This is a genomic window from Paenibacillus liaoningensis (genome assembly GCF_059609455.1).
Genome location: NZ_JCAALU010000010.1, coordinates 64,104 through 81,963, shown reverse-complemented (window position 1 = coordinate 81,963; position 17,860 = coordinate 64,104). Strand labels below are relative to the sequence as shown.

The 17,860-nt window shown below is 35.3% G+C and carries 19 protein-coding genes; all 19 read right to left on the bottom strand.

The window, feature by feature from the left end; genetic code table 11:
- Nucleotides 1-143: 143 nt before the first annotated feature.
- Nucleotides 144-653: a nucleoside deaminase gene (locus AC6B99_RS16260; RefSeq protein ID WP_496663746.1), complete on the bottom strand. Its 510-nt coding sequence runs from the start codon at nt 651-653 to the stop codon at nt 144-146.
- A 152-nt stretch (nt 654-805) separates the two neighbouring features.
- Nucleotides 806-1,819 carry a hypothetical protein gene (locus AC6B99_RS16255; protein ID WP_496663745.1) on the bottom strand — a complete coding sequence of 338 codons (1,014 nt, stop codon included), beginning with the start codon at nt 1,817-1,819 and terminating at the stop codon, nt 806-808.
- Nucleotides 1,806-2,753 (bottom strand): hypothetical protein, encoded by a 948-nt coding sequence (locus AC6B99_RS16250; RefSeq protein ID WP_496663744.1) that lies wholly within the window; start codon nt 2,751-2,753, stop codon nt 1,806-1,808. The genes AC6B99_RS16255 and AC6B99_RS16250 overlap by 14 nt, the downstream gene beginning before the upstream one ends.
- 28 nt (nt 2,754-2,781) lie before the next feature.
- Nucleotides 2,782-3,564, bottom strand: a complete 783-nt coding sequence (locus AC6B99_RS16245) for an ABC transporter permease (RefSeq protein WP_496663743.1) — start codon at nt 3,562-3,564, stop codon at nt 2,782-2,784.
- A 2-nt stretch (nt 3,565-3,566) separates the two neighbouring features.
- Nucleotides 3,567-4,403, bottom strand: a complete 837-nt coding sequence (locus tag AC6B99_RS16240) for an ABC transporter permease (protein WP_496663742.1) — start codon at nt 4,401-4,403, stop codon at nt 3,567-3,569.
- Between the two features lie 44 nt (nt 4,404-4,447).
- Nucleotides 4,448-5,473 (bottom strand): NADH:flavin oxidoreductase/NADH oxidase, encoded by a 1,026-nt coding sequence (locus AC6B99_RS16235; protein ID WP_496663741.1) that lies wholly within the window; start codon nt 5,471-5,473, stop codon nt 4,448-4,450.
- A 12-nt stretch (nt 5,474-5,485) separates the two neighbouring features.
- A complete protein-coding gene (locus AC6B99_RS16230) occupies nt 5,486-6,313 on the bottom strand; it encodes an acetoacetate decarboxylase family protein (protein WP_496663740.1) in 828 nt (275 codons plus the stop codon).
- A gap of 15 nt (nt 6,314-6,328) precedes the next feature.
- On the bottom strand, nt 6,329-7,366 hold the full coding sequence (locus AC6B99_RS16225; protein WP_496663739.1) for a ferritin-like domain-containing protein: 1,038 nt from the start codon (nt 7,364-7,366) through the stop codon (nt 6,329-6,331).
- Nucleotides 7,367-7,381: 15 nt separating this feature from the next.
- Nucleotides 7,382-9,208 carry a GMC oxidoreductase gene (locus AC6B99_RS16220; RefSeq protein WP_496663738.1) on the bottom strand — a complete coding sequence of 609 codons (1,827 nt, stop codon included), beginning with the start codon at nt 9,206-9,208 and terminating at the stop codon, nt 7,382-7,384.
- Nucleotides 9,209-9,221: 13 nt separating this feature from the next.
- Nucleotides 9,222-9,644 (bottom strand): sugar dehydrogenase complex small subunit, encoded by a 423-nt coding sequence (locus tag AC6B99_RS16215; RefSeq protein WP_496663737.1) that lies wholly within the window; start codon nt 9,642-9,644, stop codon nt 9,222-9,224.
- 36 nt (nt 9,645-9,680) lie between these two features.
- Complete coding sequence (locus AC6B99_RS16210; protein WP_496663736.1) at nt 9,681-10,667, bottom strand: ABC transporter ATP-binding protein; 987 nt, start codon at nt 10,665-10,667, stop codon at nt 9,681-9,683.
- Between the two features lie 11 nt (nt 10,668-10,678).
- A complete protein-coding gene (locus tag AC6B99_RS16205; protein ID WP_496663735.1) occupies nt 10,679-11,221 on the bottom strand; it encodes a hypothetical protein in 543 nt (180 codons plus the stop codon).
- Nucleotides 11,222-11,261: 40 nt separating this feature from the next.
- Nucleotides 11,262-12,152 (bottom strand): glycosyltransferase, encoded by an 891-nt coding sequence (locus tag AC6B99_RS16200; RefSeq protein ID WP_496663734.1) that lies wholly within the window; start codon nt 12,150-12,152, stop codon nt 11,262-11,264.
- A gap of 24 nt (nt 12,153-12,176) precedes the next feature.
- On the bottom strand, nt 12,177-13,130 hold the full coding sequence (locus tag AC6B99_RS16195; protein WP_496663733.1) for a hypothetical protein: 954 nt from the start codon (nt 13,128-13,130) through the stop codon (nt 12,177-12,179).
- A gap of 25 nt (nt 13,131-13,155) precedes the next feature.
- On the bottom strand, nt 13,156-14,091 hold the full coding sequence (locus AC6B99_RS16190; protein ID WP_496663732.1) for an NAD-dependent epimerase/dehydratase family protein: 936 nt from the start codon (nt 14,089-14,091) through the stop codon (nt 13,156-13,158).
- On the bottom strand, nt 14,092-15,441 hold the full coding sequence (locus tag AC6B99_RS16185; protein WP_496663731.1) for a glycosyltransferase: 1,350 nt from the start codon (nt 15,439-15,441) through the stop codon (nt 14,092-14,094).
- 11 nt (nt 15,442-15,452) lie between these two features.
- Entirely contained in the window at nt 15,453-16,193 is a 741-nt protein-coding gene (locus AC6B99_RS16180; RefSeq protein WP_496663730.1) for a class I SAM-dependent DNA methyltransferase, read from the bottom strand.
- A gap of 24 nt (nt 16,194-16,217) precedes the next feature.
- Nucleotides 16,218-16,451, bottom strand: a complete 234-nt coding sequence (locus tag AC6B99_RS16175) for an acyl carrier protein (RefSeq protein ID WP_496663729.1) — start codon at nt 16,449-16,451, stop codon at nt 16,218-16,220.
- Between the two features lie 37 nt (nt 16,452-16,488).
- Nucleotides 16,489-17,850: a nucleotide sugar dehydrogenase gene (locus AC6B99_RS16170; RefSeq protein WP_496663728.1), complete on the bottom strand. Its 1,362-nt coding sequence runs from the start codon at nt 17,848-17,850 to the stop codon at nt 16,489-16,491.
- Between the last annotated feature and the right edge of the window lie 10 nt (nt 17,851-17,860).

Here is a 17,860-nt window from a genome sequence, read left to right as displayed (position 1 = left end):
AGAAAACAAAAATGTGCTATTTATTCATGGTCTGATTGATGAACTGGATGCTTGTATAAGACAGAGTGATGAGGAGGCACTCTAATGTTGTTGATATTTACATAGAAAAACAATGCATCAATATTTTTAACAGCAAGTAAAAGTCACACTAATTCTTTATGCCATTCTGTATCGATATAGCCTCTACTAGTGTAAAAATCGGCCAACATTCTCCTCTGCTTTAACTCAAGCTCGGGATATGGTACTGCTAAATATGAAATTTTTTCAAAATATTCACTAAAGTAAGGTCCTTCTTTGAACTTCCTTGTAGCCCCAAAAGTATTATCATTTGCCGCCCATATGACCTGTTTTATGTTCGACAATAAAATAGTACATGTGCACATTGGGCAGGGTTCACAAGTAGAGTAAATCGTAAAATTGTTATCAACAAACCGTTTAGTACTCGTGTCTATTAATAGATTTGAGGCAGCTCGTATTAAATTAACTTCAGCATGGCCAGTTGTATCACAGTGCGAGAACACTCTATTTCGCTCTCTTGCAATAATTAACCCAGTACTATTGTCGACTAAAATGGCACCTATTGGGAATGTGCCCTCTTGTTTAGCAAGCTCCGCCTCTTCAAATGCAGCTAATAAATAATTATATATATCCACAGCTCATCACCTACCCTTATATTAATTTGATATATTATATCAAACTTATTTCTCCTCTAGCTTAAAGTTTACGACTATAGCTATAAGGATAGTTAAATACCACTCTGTCCAAAGCAAGATTTTTGCAGTCAGCGATATCTCATTTTCTGAATTTAGGGCAAGCCTAATTCATTTACTACCTTTGATATAATATCCTTTTCTTTTAATCTAGTTAGTTCAAGTTCATCTATAATTTTTGTAATAATCCTTTTTTCTCCTGAGAGCTTATATTTAAGTTGCATGTTTCGAAGAATTAGAAATTTATTCTCGATTTCGCTATATGCATTAGAATAACTCATGGAGGATAAGTAACCTTTCTGATAAAAATACTCAAATCGATTCTTCATACTTACTTTATGCTCCCATAACAGATGAAGCTGCCTAGAATCCCAGTACACCTCGCCTTGCGCCAGCCGATTAAAATAATCAATTAATAACATATACACATCAAGTCCATAGACCTGTTCATTTCTTACTTCTTTCTCCTTTAACTTTGGAATATAAAAATCAATAAACTGCAAGTTTAATCTTTGCAGAGAGTTTTTACTATTTACATAGTCATCCAATAAATCTCTTATATCATCTATATTCATTTTATAGCTATTAAGATTTGTGGTTGGTAGCAACGTGACCACCGTTTCATCGACATCAGTATTTAAGAAAGCATCCCGAAGATCATCATAATTCACTTTATTTTTGGTAAAAATCATATCTTGATTATAGCCTATTGATTGATACGTTTGTGTAGCTTCATCATACCCACATAACATAATTTCATGATAAAGCGATTCTTGTTGGTAAGTCTTCTTACCTGGTATGTAGAATTCATCAATACAAGTATAAATATAATATCCGCTCTCAATACATTGTGTAAAAAAACTTGTTATGTCGGGGTACAGCTTAAGAAGCATCTTTTTAGTTAGACATTCATGCTTTACAGAATCCCAAATAGTTCCGCAAAACCCCATTAAATAATTACTATCACAATTAATCTGAATAAAATTACTATTAATCCATTCTTTATAATTCCCGCAATTAGATAGAGCAATCAAATTGTATGCATAATACAAGTATCCTCTAAACTCAGGTTCATTAAGCGGTAATGTTTTTTGTTTATGAAGACCCATGAAAAACACCTCCATTTAACCTTTCGTCTACACATTTTATTAAATGATAGAGCACTTCTGATTCTTGCGCTTTGATCTCAACTATTAATTTCTGTGCTTTTTCAATTTGCGCCTCTGAAATAGAGTGATGAAATATATTGTTCAATGCAGCTGTCATTTCCAAAATTTCTTTGTATTTTTCAAAATGCTCTAAAGATAAACTCAACAATGAAGTCATTAACTCAATACGTGCTAATAACATATATTTGTGCTCCATTAAAGTTCTTACCATATGCTGGTTTTGCTTATTATTTGAAACAAATAACCTTGCACTTACTTGATTATAAACATCAAGCCCAAAACTTCCTTCTTGTGAATTTCCAAAATTAATTCCCCTTACCCGTATTGAAGAATTATAAGAATACAAATAATCATGTAGTAAATCCCGTATTAAAGAAATATCAATATCCCTTTCGTTTTTATCATACTGGAATGCATAGAGTATATGCATAGGTTCCATCATTTCTTCATAACCAACTTCAACGATTTCGAGTGTATGGTTGTTTATTAATAGCTTAAAGGTTTTCTCATCATTGTTATAACCAAAGAAAATAGCTGGCGTAAATTTATTCCATAACGTATATATATATTGATTTTCATCAATGGAAGCAATTATTAAAGCAACAGGGTTATTAAATCTTATATCACTCAGTAAGTTTTTCAAGTACATTGTTGGCCTGATGTGAGGGCATCTTATTAAAACCTCGTAGCTCCAACCTGGCACATAAAAATCAATGTGACACTCCTCATTTTCTTCATATGCAAACAGCTGGATAAAATTATTATAAAACCAGTTTTTATAGGAAGGGTCTGTTGTTAAAATAGAAAGCGCGAGTGCATGATTGTCATTTGTATACGTTGGTATATTGGTATTGACAGGAAGTGTTTTAATCATCTCTTAAACTCCCAACCGTTTATTAGTATTATGTGCCGGTGCCAGAATATCTATTAATTCCCCTTTTCCAAAGATAGATAGAAATCAATAGCCAGACCACAGCTAGAAGAGGCGTTAGCAGACCATAATTTCCATTTTCTTTATCCAGAAGAAATAACGATGGAAAATAACTTGTGAAAGATAAAGGAATAGCCATAAACAGAAATTTCACAGCTTTTGGGTAAATATCCATAGGATATCTGGTAGATAGCCAAAATATTCCTACTATTCCGTTTATGGCAGGGATATTTCCAAGCCAGAAAGAGATACTGACTACGGAGGCATATATAGCAAAATTTAATAGATTAGCAGAGATAACAAGTATAATAAGCCACAGCCACTCATTAAAGCCCCACAAAAAATTGCCCTCATTATAAGCATAAATAAAGATAACAACACCAATAATTAATCGGCTAATGGCTGAATAATTAAATTTTATTGTGGAGATATAAAATAACGGACTTGTCGGTTTAAGCATGATAACATCCAAATCACCACGTCTTACAATATCAGGCAAACGCTCTACATTTTGAATGAACATTTCATATAGTGAAAACCCCAACAGCCACATTGAATATAAGAACAGCATTTCTGCGTGATTCCAAGAATTTAATTCATTGATATTACTGAAGATAATGTCTATAAAAAACAAATTCAAAAAAGTTTCGAGCATACTGGCAAGAAGCTCTAATAAGAAATCGGCCCTGTATTGAGCGGCTCGAGATATATTTAATCTGAAAATATAATAATAGATCTTTACATACTGAATCATTATCAGCCACCCTGTACAACAATATAGTTTTTCGCCTTATTCCAGCATAAAGAACATAATATCATGAGCAGCAGAAGCCAAATTAACATATCCGCTAATAGACTGCCCCGTGTAGAAAATCCACAGTATTGCAAAAAACCACTTAATAAGGATGCGGTTTCTTCGTTCGTTGTTTTATTATTGATAATACTGAGAGGAACATAATATAAAGACCTGAGCGGCAAATTCATGACAATTCCCTTTAAAAATTTCGGATACATATCTAGAGGTACCCAGGCACCTGACAGAGCTAACACCATAAAATTTCTAAATCGCCAGACCCCAGTCGAATTAATCGTAAATACAACCAATAAACCAATTAAAAATTGAATACAAAAAAAAGTAACCCATGCTATTGCTACACTAATAAAAAAATAGAACCAAGTTGATAGTCCGATATTTAGATTAATGTTAAAAATGTAGATCATTAGTAAAGATAATGGCACGATTGAAATGAATAGACGATATGAAGTTTCTCCAAGTCGATCAAAAAATACATAGTTCGGAAACGAAATTGGTTTTAACAAGAAGTGGCTAATTGAGCCGTCTTGAAATTTGGATGAAATAAAATCCTCCACAAAGAAAAAATAGACAGTGGCAAGTAATTGCCCAATCAGTACGTAACGAATCATTTCATCAAATGAATATCCACCTACCATTTCCTTTTGTTGATACACAGCGACCCATAAATAATAAAGCATTGTCGTTTGTATAATAGTAAAAAAAACCTCTATAAGCATGTTTATTTTATAAGCTGATAGATTACGGAATGCCGTAATTGAAATAAATAAATACTTCATTAATCTATTTCTTCCTTTCATATGCTTGAATGCTAAAAGAAAGTTTACTGGTTAAAAGCTGCTTGATATTGTACCGGAATATTTAAAGTATTATTCAGTTCTTCGGCAGCACTCATTGCCCAGTACGGATTTTTCAGCATACCACGGCCGACTGCTATAAGATCAGCCTCTTTATTCTTGATAACTGCTTGTGCTAACGCTGGTGTGTCCAAACCTCCCACCGCTATAACGGGTATGCTCAATTTATCCTTCAATGTTCTAGCAAAAGGTACCTGATAGGCAGGATACCGATTTGGCAAAGCCCCTTCTCCACCTGAACTGACATGGAAAATATCAACGCCTGCATTTCTGTATTTTTTACATATACCTATTAACTCGTTTAAGTCATATCCTCCATCGGCATATTCCACTGCAGATACTCGCATGATAAGAGGCATAATGCTGGGCAACTCTGATTTCACTGCTTCAATAACCTGTACGCCAAACCGTTCTGGATGCACTCCATATTCGTCATTTCTTTTGTTGGTGAGAGGGGACATAAATTGATGAATTAAATATCCATGGGCACCATGAATTTCGATAGTATCTACCCCTGCCTGAATTGCACGCCTGACCGCAGTGGCATACAATTCAATAAGTCGATGTATCTCCTCTTTTGATAATTCTGCAGGCTTCTTAAAATTCGGACCATCAAACTTAATTGCTGACGGAGCTACTGGAATCAAAGCATCTTCAGCCTTTCGACCTGCATGGGCTATTTGAATTCCTACTTTCGCTCCATTTTGTTGCAATGTCTCTACTATTCTTGCATAACTAGCAATATGAAAATCGGACCATAAACCCAAATCATAATTTGTAGTGCGTCCATCAGGCTCAACTGCCGTCATCTCCATAATTATTAACCCAGCCCCGCCGATTGCCCTGCTTACATAATGGTGATAGTGCCAGTCATTAGGTATCCCATCTTTGGTAGCCACTGAATATTGACACATTGGGGGCATTACAATACGATTTTTTAGTGTAAGTCCCCTTAATGTGAAGGGGGATAACAAGCCCAATTCCTCTTTCATAAAAACCTCCTGTTAAATATAGTAAGCATTCCCCTGAATAGCAACTGGTGGAGATTGATAGGTACGAATAGCTGCTGCAGGCAGGTTCGAAACGATTTTCATCATATCTGTTTTCATTTTATGATTACTCGCTCCATACGATAACTGAACATGATTTTTTTCCCCTTCCCAAAAATAACAGTGAAAAGGATGATTAAAACTCCAATTACTTGCAATTAGATTACCATTTAAATGCCCATAATAATGAAAAGACGAAATAAAACCGAATTTCTCAACCGAATTATCGAGATCAACTGTTAAATTGAAAATTTCTTCCGGAGATTCGTCATAACATGAGAAACGGAATATACGATTTTCAGAATCGCTATTTAACGAATGAATAGATGATTCAAATGAGGCTTTAAACTTTGGTTCACCAAACAACATTTGGCCCGCAGCGATGGCATTATCATTATCGCAAGGAACTTGAATTCTATAATAACCAATGGAGTTGCTGTTCTCTCCGAATAATATAAATTGTTCAAAGCTCAATTTATAAACGCAATCCACTGCTTTCTCGGGAATACATACAATGCTCATCTCGATTTCTTTTGTTGAAAAGGATCCATCTGAAAATTGTGAGGTGTAATTTTGATAGTTCACAGTTACACACGCCTTATCACCAAATAATACCGGTTTAAGACCCGTGTTTTTAAGATAGGAATGTACAACAGATTCCTCGACTAGAAAAATGACTTCGAACATACTTAAAGATGAGTAATAAAATGGTAATAGGTATGGTGCTGGTACTAATGGAAGATTACTATTGCCTAAATTGCTCATTTGATTATTTTTGCTCATATGCTCATCTCCTTATTACTTTAAATATTCAAAAGACGGCCCCACAGGTAGTGGATGAAGGCCTGTAAATGAATTCTTCATTAACAAAATCGCTTTTTCCCTAATATTAAACATAATCAGTATAGCCTCTCTTAATAGCGACGGATTACCATTTACTACTGAGTCTAGCTGTTTTAAAAGAGCTGTATATAAATGGTTAAATTCTTCTGATGCCTTGGCCAAATCCTGGTGCTCAGCAAAATCAGCACTTTGAGGATTAAGTGCAGCAGAGTAGACCTGATCCCATCTCACTTTAAATGTTTTGCCCGTGGGCTCTCCATGAATCGTGTCCTTAGCTTTATAACGGCGGCCATATTTAATTTCTTTAAATCTGCAATAATGAGAAACATCACCCTGTTCGTCTGAGATTAAATTGCTATTTCCATGGCTTTGCTCTACCACAATATCCAGTGCATAAAGAGCACTTTGTAAATCAAGAACTTTAACTACTTCCCCCCCACTGTTGTAATAATGCTCGTTAGTCAATTGTCGAGTTGGACATCCAATGAAAAATCCACTCTCACCTAACTCACTTGTAAGGAACAGTAAAGCTTCTCTTATTACTTCGTACAAATCTCCTATAGAATGATATAGACCCGACTCTTGAGCTGAATGTTGTGTACTTTCCCTCTTTACATAAGGCTGCTCAATCATAATAAAATTTTCAACCGCCTCCGGTGAAAATTTTCTAAGATCCAGTCTTATTTTTTTGTTGTTATTAAGGATAGGCAATTCAAAAGGATAACGAGGAATAAACCCTTCATGCCCAATTTGTGGTTGTCCGCCGATAGCATTCAATATATTTGCGACCTGGATCATATGTAACATTTCTTCAACAACGACTGTACGTATTGTTTCAAATGCTTCTTCATTGGAGCCAGGCATGATTGAATACATTGCATATAAATAGGGTGGAATGGTTGCATGCTCTAGCTCAAGGGCAATCTGTAATAAACATTTCAACTCTTCGACTGAATTTATTCTATTTGGTAATTTCTCTGTTTTTTGTTTCATTGAATACCCCTCCCTTTAGGAATCAATATATTTTAGTTTTTTTATAATATTATCTGCAGCCATGAAAGTTAAAGCAGCCATCGTTAATGTTGGATTTGCAGTGCCAATAGAGGGCATATTTCCGCATCCTACCATATACAAGTTATCGTGCCCCCAAACCCTTTGCTCTGGGTTAACAACTGAATTACGACAGGATGTCCCCATAATATGTCCACCCGCAAAATGGCCTGCACCATAATAAACATATCCTTTTTCTTTATACTTGACGTATCCTGGTTCATGAGGTGAGTACCTTGTATGGTCTTGAATATTAAGCTCGCTATAAATATGCTTCGATGTTCTTGCTGCTTCTTCCATACCTGCTTTTAGATAATCACTAATTTGATAATGAATAACAGGGTACGGGTTTCCAATTGCATCTTTTTTTACAGGATCTATCGTAATATAGTTCTCTTCCTCAGCTGGTTGTTCCAACATAAAACCCAGCAATACTTGTCTTTGAGCAATGTTATGAGCATTTCCTCTTAGCACTTTTCCGAAAAGATTATTAGAATAGACCAAATCATATATTAAACGAAGTGGATCACCCTTTACCCAATTCCAACCCCAATTTGCGATTTCAATTCGGAAAGCACTTCGTCTTTTCCTAAACGGGCCCCAGCGTAAAGTCTCAATACCTGAAGTAGAACTAGGGCCCCTGAACGTTCCTAGATTGTCATTAGCTAAGCCCCAAGTAAGCATAAAAGGGTGATCCATTAAATACTTACCTATTTTTTCACCACCCAGCCCGGAATTAATCATTATTTTCACATTTTCTACCACATGAGCTGCTAAAACAAAAATTTTACCCCTAGCTTTACAAACACGATATGCTGGTGATTCCGGGCTGACATATGCTTTGTATTCGATCTCCCTTACTTTTCCATCACTCTCAACGTTGATCTTAGTTGCCACTGCCTGCGTAATTACATCGACTTTGCCAATTTTTATTGCATCGTTTATCGTTTTTAAAGCGTTATATTTGGCAAAAGAAGGGCAAATAGGTATGCAGCTGGCATAACCTTGACATCTATGTCCTTGATTATGATTTGTTATAGAACCTTTAGTTTTAAAGCCTTCCTTTGAAGCATAATTCATATTAGGTATGCTGTTTCGACCTTGAGGCGTGCTAGTGACACGAATGGGGTATGGTTTGTCCTCGAATGCTATAGTTGTATCTTTTAATCCATTTTTAAAATATTTATCCAAATAGCTTTGCGGTATGCGATGCATAGGATATACATAGCCATGATCAAATAACTCATCCGTTATCCCTGTTAATAATGCTAATTCCTTTTGATCCTCTACCTCAGCGGAGACACCTATTTCTTTTTCAGCCATATTGTAATATGGCTTTAACTCCTCGTACTCTATTGGCCAATCCAGGCCAACACCATAATTTTTTTTTAATTTAAAATCTTCGGGGTACATTCTCAAGCTCGTTCCCAGCCAATGCAAGGTGGTACCACCTAAAGTACGAGTGTAGTCACTTCTGAATGGAGAAGGCCCCTTCTGAATAAAATAACCTCTTCCTGATTCATCTCCAACATCAAGTACATCTGGTTGAGGCGAATTAGGATTATTAGGATAAGCGGAGTTAGGCACCTTAATATTACTTCTGTAAAATTGATCAAGGCTCTTATCATATTGTTTAAAATTTGTGCTTGTTCCAGATTCCAAGATTAAAACGCTCGATCCATTTTTAGCCAATTGTTTAGCTATTATTGCACCCGAAATGCCACCGCCAACAACAACTACATCATAGACACGATCATTTAAATCTGTGTATTCGAATAACCCCATTAGAATCTCCCCCTTAAGCTTCCTCAGGTAAACGGGCCCAGGCTCCAAATCCTAATGGTTTTCCACCCATTGCTCGGCTACCAATCGCCTTCCACATTAGACCTTCCCTATATGATTCTGCTGATAAAATAAATGAGGAGTCCTGATTCTTATACCAACTTCCGGTATACCACAACATAATTATTTTTTTAGCGAGTATTTCATATTGTTCATGCTTTAAAATTGTTTTCTCCAAACGTTTATAGTTTTCAGGGAAATCTTGCGGTTTCTGGATTATACGCCAATTATCCAGTAGATCAGAAAAGTTCGAAGCATTTTCCAAGATATAATCAAAGTAAATTTTATGCATACCGCTTCCCTGAAGATCATACTGTTCAAAACCGGTGAGACATTCCGATAATGATAAAAAGTCATGAAGATAGTCTAAATCGTTCACTTTCTTTTCTCCTATACTGAGTTAATCTATTTTTGCTCAAAATTGCATTGATTTAGCGGAATAGATTTGTTTGATGACATCTTCTATCTTAGGCTCTTCGACGACAACATCTTTTATTAATAGCTCCTGTGCTACTTGCGTAATAATCAATGATGCATTCGATTTCTCATGGTCATACGTAACTATTAATTTATTATCTATTCTCTCTATTTCAGTGAATGGCAATGTAAGCCCTGTCGAATCGGATGCTTCATCTAATTCAATTATTAATGTTCTATTTTTGGTATACTTACTTTTGAGATAACCCATGGTTCCATCGTAAATTAATTTACCTTGTTCAATAATCATTAGTCGATTACATGTCTTCTCAATGTCCAAAAAATCATGTGTGGTTAAAATAATTGTGACTCCATACTCTCTGTTTACAGATAATATCAAGTCACGAATTGCTTGCTTTGCAAATATATCCAATCCAATTGTTGGTTCATCCAAAAACAATATTTTTGGCGAGTGAATAAGTGATGCCACTAGATCCGAACGAACTCTCTGTCCTAAACTCAGCTTTCTTACAGGTGTGTTAATAAACTGTTTCAGATCAAATATTTCATAAAAATTACTTAAGCGTGCTTTAAAATCCTGGTCAGATATTCCATACAGCTTCTGGTTCAATTTCAACGAATCAATGAGAGGAAGATCCCACCAAAGTTGTGTCCGATGACCAAACACCGCTCCTATTTGGTTCACAATCTTTTTCCGGTTCTGTGTAGGGTTTAAACCATTTATTGTTACTGACCCCGATGAGGGATTTAAGATGCCACATAACATTTTAATAGAAGTGGATTTGCCGGCCCCATTTGGACCTATAAAACCAACGATTTCACCTGGAGCAATCTCAAAGCTAACATTATTAACTGCATTTTTATTTTTAAATTTAGGAAAGAAGAAGTCTGCTGATTTTCCAAGTAAACCCGATCTCGGCAACGGAATTTTATAAGTTTTCGAAACATTTTCAAACCTTATCACATAATCACCCCTTATAAATGACTCTTTTGATAGGGGATGCTATCCGCCTTTTTTGTCTCAGCAAGCAAGATCAATTGTTTTTTAATCCAATGAAACCATTCCAAATCTGATTTTGTTTTTGGAAACTCCATACTGTTATTTCTATATTCCGTTAATTCTCCACTTAATTTTGCACGCAACAAATAAAACCAGGAAGGCTCATAAAGAATGGAAAGCTTGTCTGCCCAGCATAATTTACTTGGATATTTGTCTTTCTTTCTGGCGTAATGTCTACTATGAAATAAAACCAGGTTATAATATTCATTACCAAAGAGAAAACCTGCAATTTTGGCTCCACACTCCGGGTGAATTACCCCTCCTTCTCCATCCATATCTTTTTTATTCCAATATCCCCAGTCATGAATAACTATACATACACTCTCTTTCCAGGTTGGCCTGCCATATAGATGACACCAAGCACGGTATACGGTATATGGATGCCATAAAAACTGATGAACTCCAAACAATAGGCTTTTTGTTCCAACAGGGAAAAGTTTTTGTATTAATCCATTCATAAATGTCCTTTCGCTACCGATTCTTTTTCATTCTTGCAGGTTAGTTATTGATTTTAAGAAACAGAGGCTCTGGTTTACTATTTGAAAATGATGAGCTATTTCCGTAATTAGCTATTGAATCTAATTCTTGAATAGATATTTCTCCTCGCATTAATTCCATCAAAGAGGATACCTCTGGAGTTTTATGCTTTTGACAAAAATAGTTAAAGCTTCTATCCATCGCCTCAAATAACGAACCTTGCTCCCTGGAGTGGGCTAAATGATAATTGATTGCTTTCTTGTTATTTTTAAAAATGACGCCTTGTTTATGTAACCGATAACCTAATTCAAAATGTTCAAAACCCCAGTCAGTAAACTCCTCATCAAACCAGTTGACTTGGTCTAATAACTCTTTAGTTAAAGACATATTACCGCTTAAAGTCGCAATCCAAGGAATTTGACAATCTGTAAAGCCATTTTCATTAAAGATCCCGTAAATCACTTTATGCACTGGAATTATTTTTGCACTTCTCGAATCATTCCTAACCACTTCCATAATCTGATTATTCTTTTCACCAATATTTGTGAAGTATATTTCCTTTGCCGTTCCAATGCACAGTTGCTTTTTATTCTGCTGATGAAAAGTGAAATGCTCCATTAAAAAATTAGGGCCAGGGATTCTGTCTGCATCATTAAAAACTACAATATCTCCTTTAATGGATGGCCTTGCGGCATTTCTGGCCTGTGATCTTCCCCTGTTTTTTTGATAGATGTATATTATATTCAATAATGGTCTATATTCATTTACAACTGTATCTGCTTTTGGGTTTGAACCGTCGTCAACTACATAAATCTCGTATTCTACTGGAAAATTCGATTGCTCGGAAAATCCTTTCAATGTAAGTCGCAATGATTCATTTGCATTATACACAGGTATAATTATACTAATCATATTTTATCCTCCTTTAAAGGATCTTTATTTTATAAACTTATATTTGCTGGCACATGAGATCAGATCAGCCAGCTTTTCTTCGTTTGTTATTATTAATTCCAACTGACTTTCATGCCATTTTAGATTAAAAACTCCAGTTAATTTACTTTTAATAAGTTTATTACGAAAATTAATCCACAATAAGTTGATCTCGTTAACTTTATCTATCATCGGATCAAATATTTTTGATTCTAATTTAAGCTTTTGATAAAACAAAAACTCCAGAAATGACTCTCGGACATTTATAACCTCATGCATCATGCTAGAAATATCCTCTAAGTTTATAAGCTCTAGTTCTTTTAAGTCTGAATGAAATTGTCGCATTCCCTGTATTCCTGTTCGTTTTTCTCCTATAATCTGACAGTTACATTTAAGAAATTGTTCTTTCAATGAAGGAAATTGTTCGACCATTGGCATGGATAATTCAAAACTATTTACTTTAATGTCCGAATCTAAAATTTTCTCTGTTATACAAGCATCTATTATTTTTTTTATCGGAACCCAGCCAGAATAATAAACAGGCAGCCATGCTACTACATAAACCTCATCTGATATAGAGTTATACGCAGTAATCGAAAAATAATTAGGCCTGTCACTCCTTCTATACTCTGGAATCCACGGTATTTCTCTAGTATCACCGCATGCAAACAAATACTGACCATCGCCAACGACATGCTTTATTAATTCCTCTGAAATCAATTGTTTGTCATAATCTTTTTTTTTAATATGATATATTTCTAATAGATTAATCCAAAATGGTGTTCCTAAAGTGTTAGATGTGGTAGAAATACTAAATTTTCTATTGTAAACAAATCCCCAACTATCAGACACAAGCCATTGGTAAGGAAGATCCTTTGATTCAATAAATGCCGAAATTGCAAATTCAACACAACTGAAAAACGTTTTTCTGGGCTGCAGAATAGTAATATTGTTTAGCAAGTGAAAACCTCCCAGGCCCTAATAGTCATATCATTTTTTCTATAATTTTTTCCGTTGGCATATTCGGTACCCAACCGATCATACTACGTAGTTTATTATTAGAAGGGATACGAATCCTTATGTCTTCAAAGCCACTCTTATACTCAGTATGATTAAACTGTATGGATGATTTGGACGCTGTCATACGGATTATTAACTCCGCTAACTCTCTTATTGATATTGGATTGCTCCCGGCAATGTTTACGATTTCTCCCACAGCCTGTTCCTGAGACATTAAATCTATTACCGCATCCGTCGCTTCATCAATATCCGTAAAAGTTCTAATTTGGTGACCATCACCATGTATCAGTAGAGGTTCTCCTTTTCTTGCCCAATTCAAAAAACGAGGAACGACCATCCCATAATCACCAATTTGTCCAGGCCCAATTATATTACAAAATCTCCCTATAACAACCTGTAAATTATCTTTTTCAGCCATAGATAAGGCTGTCATCTCATTAATAATTTTGGAGGCAGCATAGCTCCATCTCAGCTTAAGTGGTGATCCTATATGACAATCATCATTTTCTTCAAATGGAATTTTCGTTAATTTTCCATACACTTCAGAAGTTGATGCTAAAAATATCTTTTTTTTATAAACTCGACAAAGATTTAATATCCGTTCTGTTGTATTTACATTAAAATGAATCAGTTCATGAGGGTTACTCAAAATTTTCTTAATTCCTACGTAAGCTGCCAAGTGATATACGATATCAACTACCGGTATGATTTCTTCGAGACTTTTTGAATGAAGCAAATCCTCTTCTATTAGGTGCAAGACACCATTTTTTATACAGTGAACATTCTGTTTATTGCCAGTAGAATAATTGTCTAAAACATAAACCTCATGACCAAGTTTTAAATATTTTCGGGCTAGAGCCCCTCCTATAAAACCAGCCCCTCCAGTAATTAAAATTTTCATTTAATTTATCCTCTCTTCAGAACCATTATTTATATTATCTTTAGTCAATGTTTCGAATATATCAGCAGCCTTTTTAAAGCCACCTCGCTTTAAAGAAATACTTACTTTTTGTGCGGCTTCCTTCATGACTTTATTTTCTAAAAGTAGGGCTATGCTATCATTAAGCTCTTTATCACTAATTTTATCCATATTCCTCACAATTCCACTCCCAGAGGCTTTAACCCTAGCTGCCCATAATGGTGTATCGTTAATATGAGGAAATACCAGCAATGGCTTACCATAGTAAAGAGATTCTAAAGTTGTACTCATCCCCCCATGACAAATAACTGCATCAACAAGCTTAATTACTTCAATTTGCGGAAGGTACTCCTCGACAATAAAGTGCTTAGGTATTTGTATGGAATTGAGCAACTTACTTTTACCAATGCTCATGATAATCATTATGGGGGTGCTTCCAAATAATTTTATTAACTTAGCGAAAAAATCCACATTTTTAAATACGGTCCCTAGGGAAACATATATTTTAGGTCCGTTAAATCCTTTTATCTTGTTAACAGGATATTTATCATCATTGGATTGTGAATCATCGAATGATGCCCCTATATAAATCACATTATTCGTTTCTACGAATCCATTGATATCAAGATCAGGAGAAGAATACACGATTGCTTTATCATTTGAAATTGCAAATAACTCATCATCTGATCCTTCATCCAGGCCATAGTTGGTCCTGACTTTATTTAATAATCGATTTAATATGCCTGACAATTCCTCCATATGGAAGTCAGTAGGGCTAAAAAACCTGGCCCTCTCATCTTCAGAAACCATCGTAATGACAGAAGAAATTACTGGAATCCCTGCTGACTCCGCAGCAATTCTCGGTCCAGGCATTGTACTATCAACAAAAATACAATCTGGCTTCTCGCTCATCAATAAAGAACGTATTGGCTCAATAAGTTCTATAGCATCAAATACTGTTAGCGATAACTCTAATGCTTTTGAATATTCGAACGATTTCACAAGAGTTGCTAAAATGCTCTCTTTATTCATCCCATTATCGTTTAAAAGACGCATTGCTTTAACAGCTCTTCTCAATAATTCGGATGATGATTTATAATCCTTCACTAAAGAAATCGAGCCTCTAACCACCAAATCTTCTAGTGAAAAAAAGGGGATACCCGTATTGCTAATTACATTTCTGAATTTTTCATAGTTATAATATCTTACATGATGACCGCGCTCTAATAGCTCTCTTGCTATAGGAAGAGTAACATTCACATGTCCATAGGCAGCTATATTAAAAAAGAAAAAGGTGCTCGTAGTTATCCCCCCTTTTTTATTAAAATTCATCCTCTATATACTCACATTTTCTTGCATATAAATAGCCTTCTGCCTTCTTCACCAGCCATTTTGAAGTCATGCAACAGATCATAGGATGAAATATCAATAAACCCCTCATCTCTTAATGCGGCAATAATTTCAATCTCGGCGTAGCATCTTAATTCTTTACTAGTGTCGATGCGTTCCCAGGTATTTTCATTCTTAACAAAAAGAATAAATTTCTGAGCTCCCCTTTTAGTTTCAACATTATAATAGGATTGATCAAAATACACGTAGCCAGCCTCAACCATAGGCTTGCTGTTTTTTAATCGACGTAAGAGCCCCTCTTCAGTAGTCATATCGAAGACAAATGTGCCATTATTCTTCAAGGATAATATCACATTACGAAAGATGCTTCTTAAATCATTCAGTTCTTGTATATGGTTCAAACTATCAAAGGTACATGTTACAGCCTCAAAGCTATCAATTGCACAGTAATTAATAATATCTTCGACAATAAATGTGCTTCTGGGGGCATTTTTTTTTGCATATTCAATCATTTTTTCTGAAATATCTACTCCTGTGACCTGAAAGCCTTGTCTAGTTAAATAACTTGCTATTTGCCCAGTCCCGCAACATAAATCCAGTACTGCCGCATTCGAAGGAAGATCTGCAAATACCACTTTTTTCAATACTTGCGTAATACGTCTGCTAAATATGTTGCCCCAGTGTTTGTTATAAAAAGCTGCAATATCGTCATAGCCGTTAGTAAGATTAGACATACTTCCCTCCAGTAAAAAGCATTATTAATTTAATTTTTCTACAATTGCGACTATTTTGTTGATAGTATTGAACTTTTCAAATATCAGGTCCTCATCGTCAATGACGATTGAAAACATGGATTCCAGTTCTACAATCAACTGAATAGATTTCATGGAATCCATCCCCCATTCTTGTAGATTTTGATCGAAGCTAATTTCTGCTTCAGCAATTCCAAGCAAACCTTTTACTTTTTCATTTACCCTTTGAACAATCTCCACTATCATCACTCCTATCCATTCTTAAAACATTTCAATCTCAGGGAACCTGCACAGTTGTATCAGATTTATAGTTATAATAGATAGGGGCACCTAGTGTAACAATATTATCGCTTCTTTTTTTCAAGTGATTTCTTGTGTCTATAACCAATATGTCTTTATTCAATATTGGATTGTAATCAATACAATCATGTATAGTGAGAATAACTACACAATCACTGTTACTAGACTCAAATTGTTCTATGCTTATTGAATGAATTTTCACCCCATCTATAATTACATTTGGCACAAGTGGATCATAATAAACTACAGAATGGGCAATTTCTTCTAGTTTGGAAAAAATTTTTAAAGAAGGCGATTCTCTAACATCTGATACATTTGCTTTGTAGCTCATGCCAATTAGTAGTATCTGGCTTTCTTTAATCTGCTTACCCCTTGATTTCAATCCTTCCTGAATTAATTTTAGAATATGAACATACATATTCTCATTTGTATGCATTGCAGACACAAGCGTTGGTATATTTTTTTTGTTCTGATTAGCTGCCCATAGAAGATACCACGGATCAACTGGAATACAATGCCCCCCTACTCCCGGTCCTGGATAAAATGGCATATAGCCAAATGGTTTAGTAGAAGATGCATCTATTGTCTCCCATATATTGATCCCAAGATCGCCAGCTATTATAGCAAACTCATTAACAAGTGCAATATTTACAGCCCGAAAACTGTTCTCTAATAGCTTTGATAACTCAGCAATTTCAGGAGAACTAACAACATAGGTATTATCTACTACATCTGAATAAAAGTGTTTGGCCACAAGACTGCAGTTCGGGGTAATTCCACCGATTAACTTCGTTATATTTCTGGTTTGATATTCTCTATTTCCCGGATCTATACGCTCTGGTGAATAGCAAAGGAAGAGATCAGAACCTATCGTGAATCCCAAATCTTCAAATCGCTTCACCATTAATTCCCTCGTTGTTCCTGGATAAGTAGAGCTTTCCAGGCAAATAAGCGTACCTTGTCGAACATATTTCTCTATTGAAGTTAAAGAGCCCTGAATATATGATAAATCGGGCGAATACTCACGGGTAATAGGCGTCGGCAAACAAATACATATAATATCTATGGATTTAAGTTGTGAGTAATCGCTACCAAACTCAAGATTGTATTTTGATACAGCACAATGAATATCTTGATCTGACAAATCATCTAAATAGGAAATTTCATTTTCCAAAGAATTCAACTTATTTTGATCCGTATCTATTCCGTACACACGGTAGCCCAGTTCGGCTGCAAGCATAGCTAAGGGTAGTCCAACATAACCCAGGCCAATTATAGCAACACGCGCTTGTCGGTTAGTTATTTTCTCCAGAATATTGCCTAAATATTTATTAACCATTATTTATTTC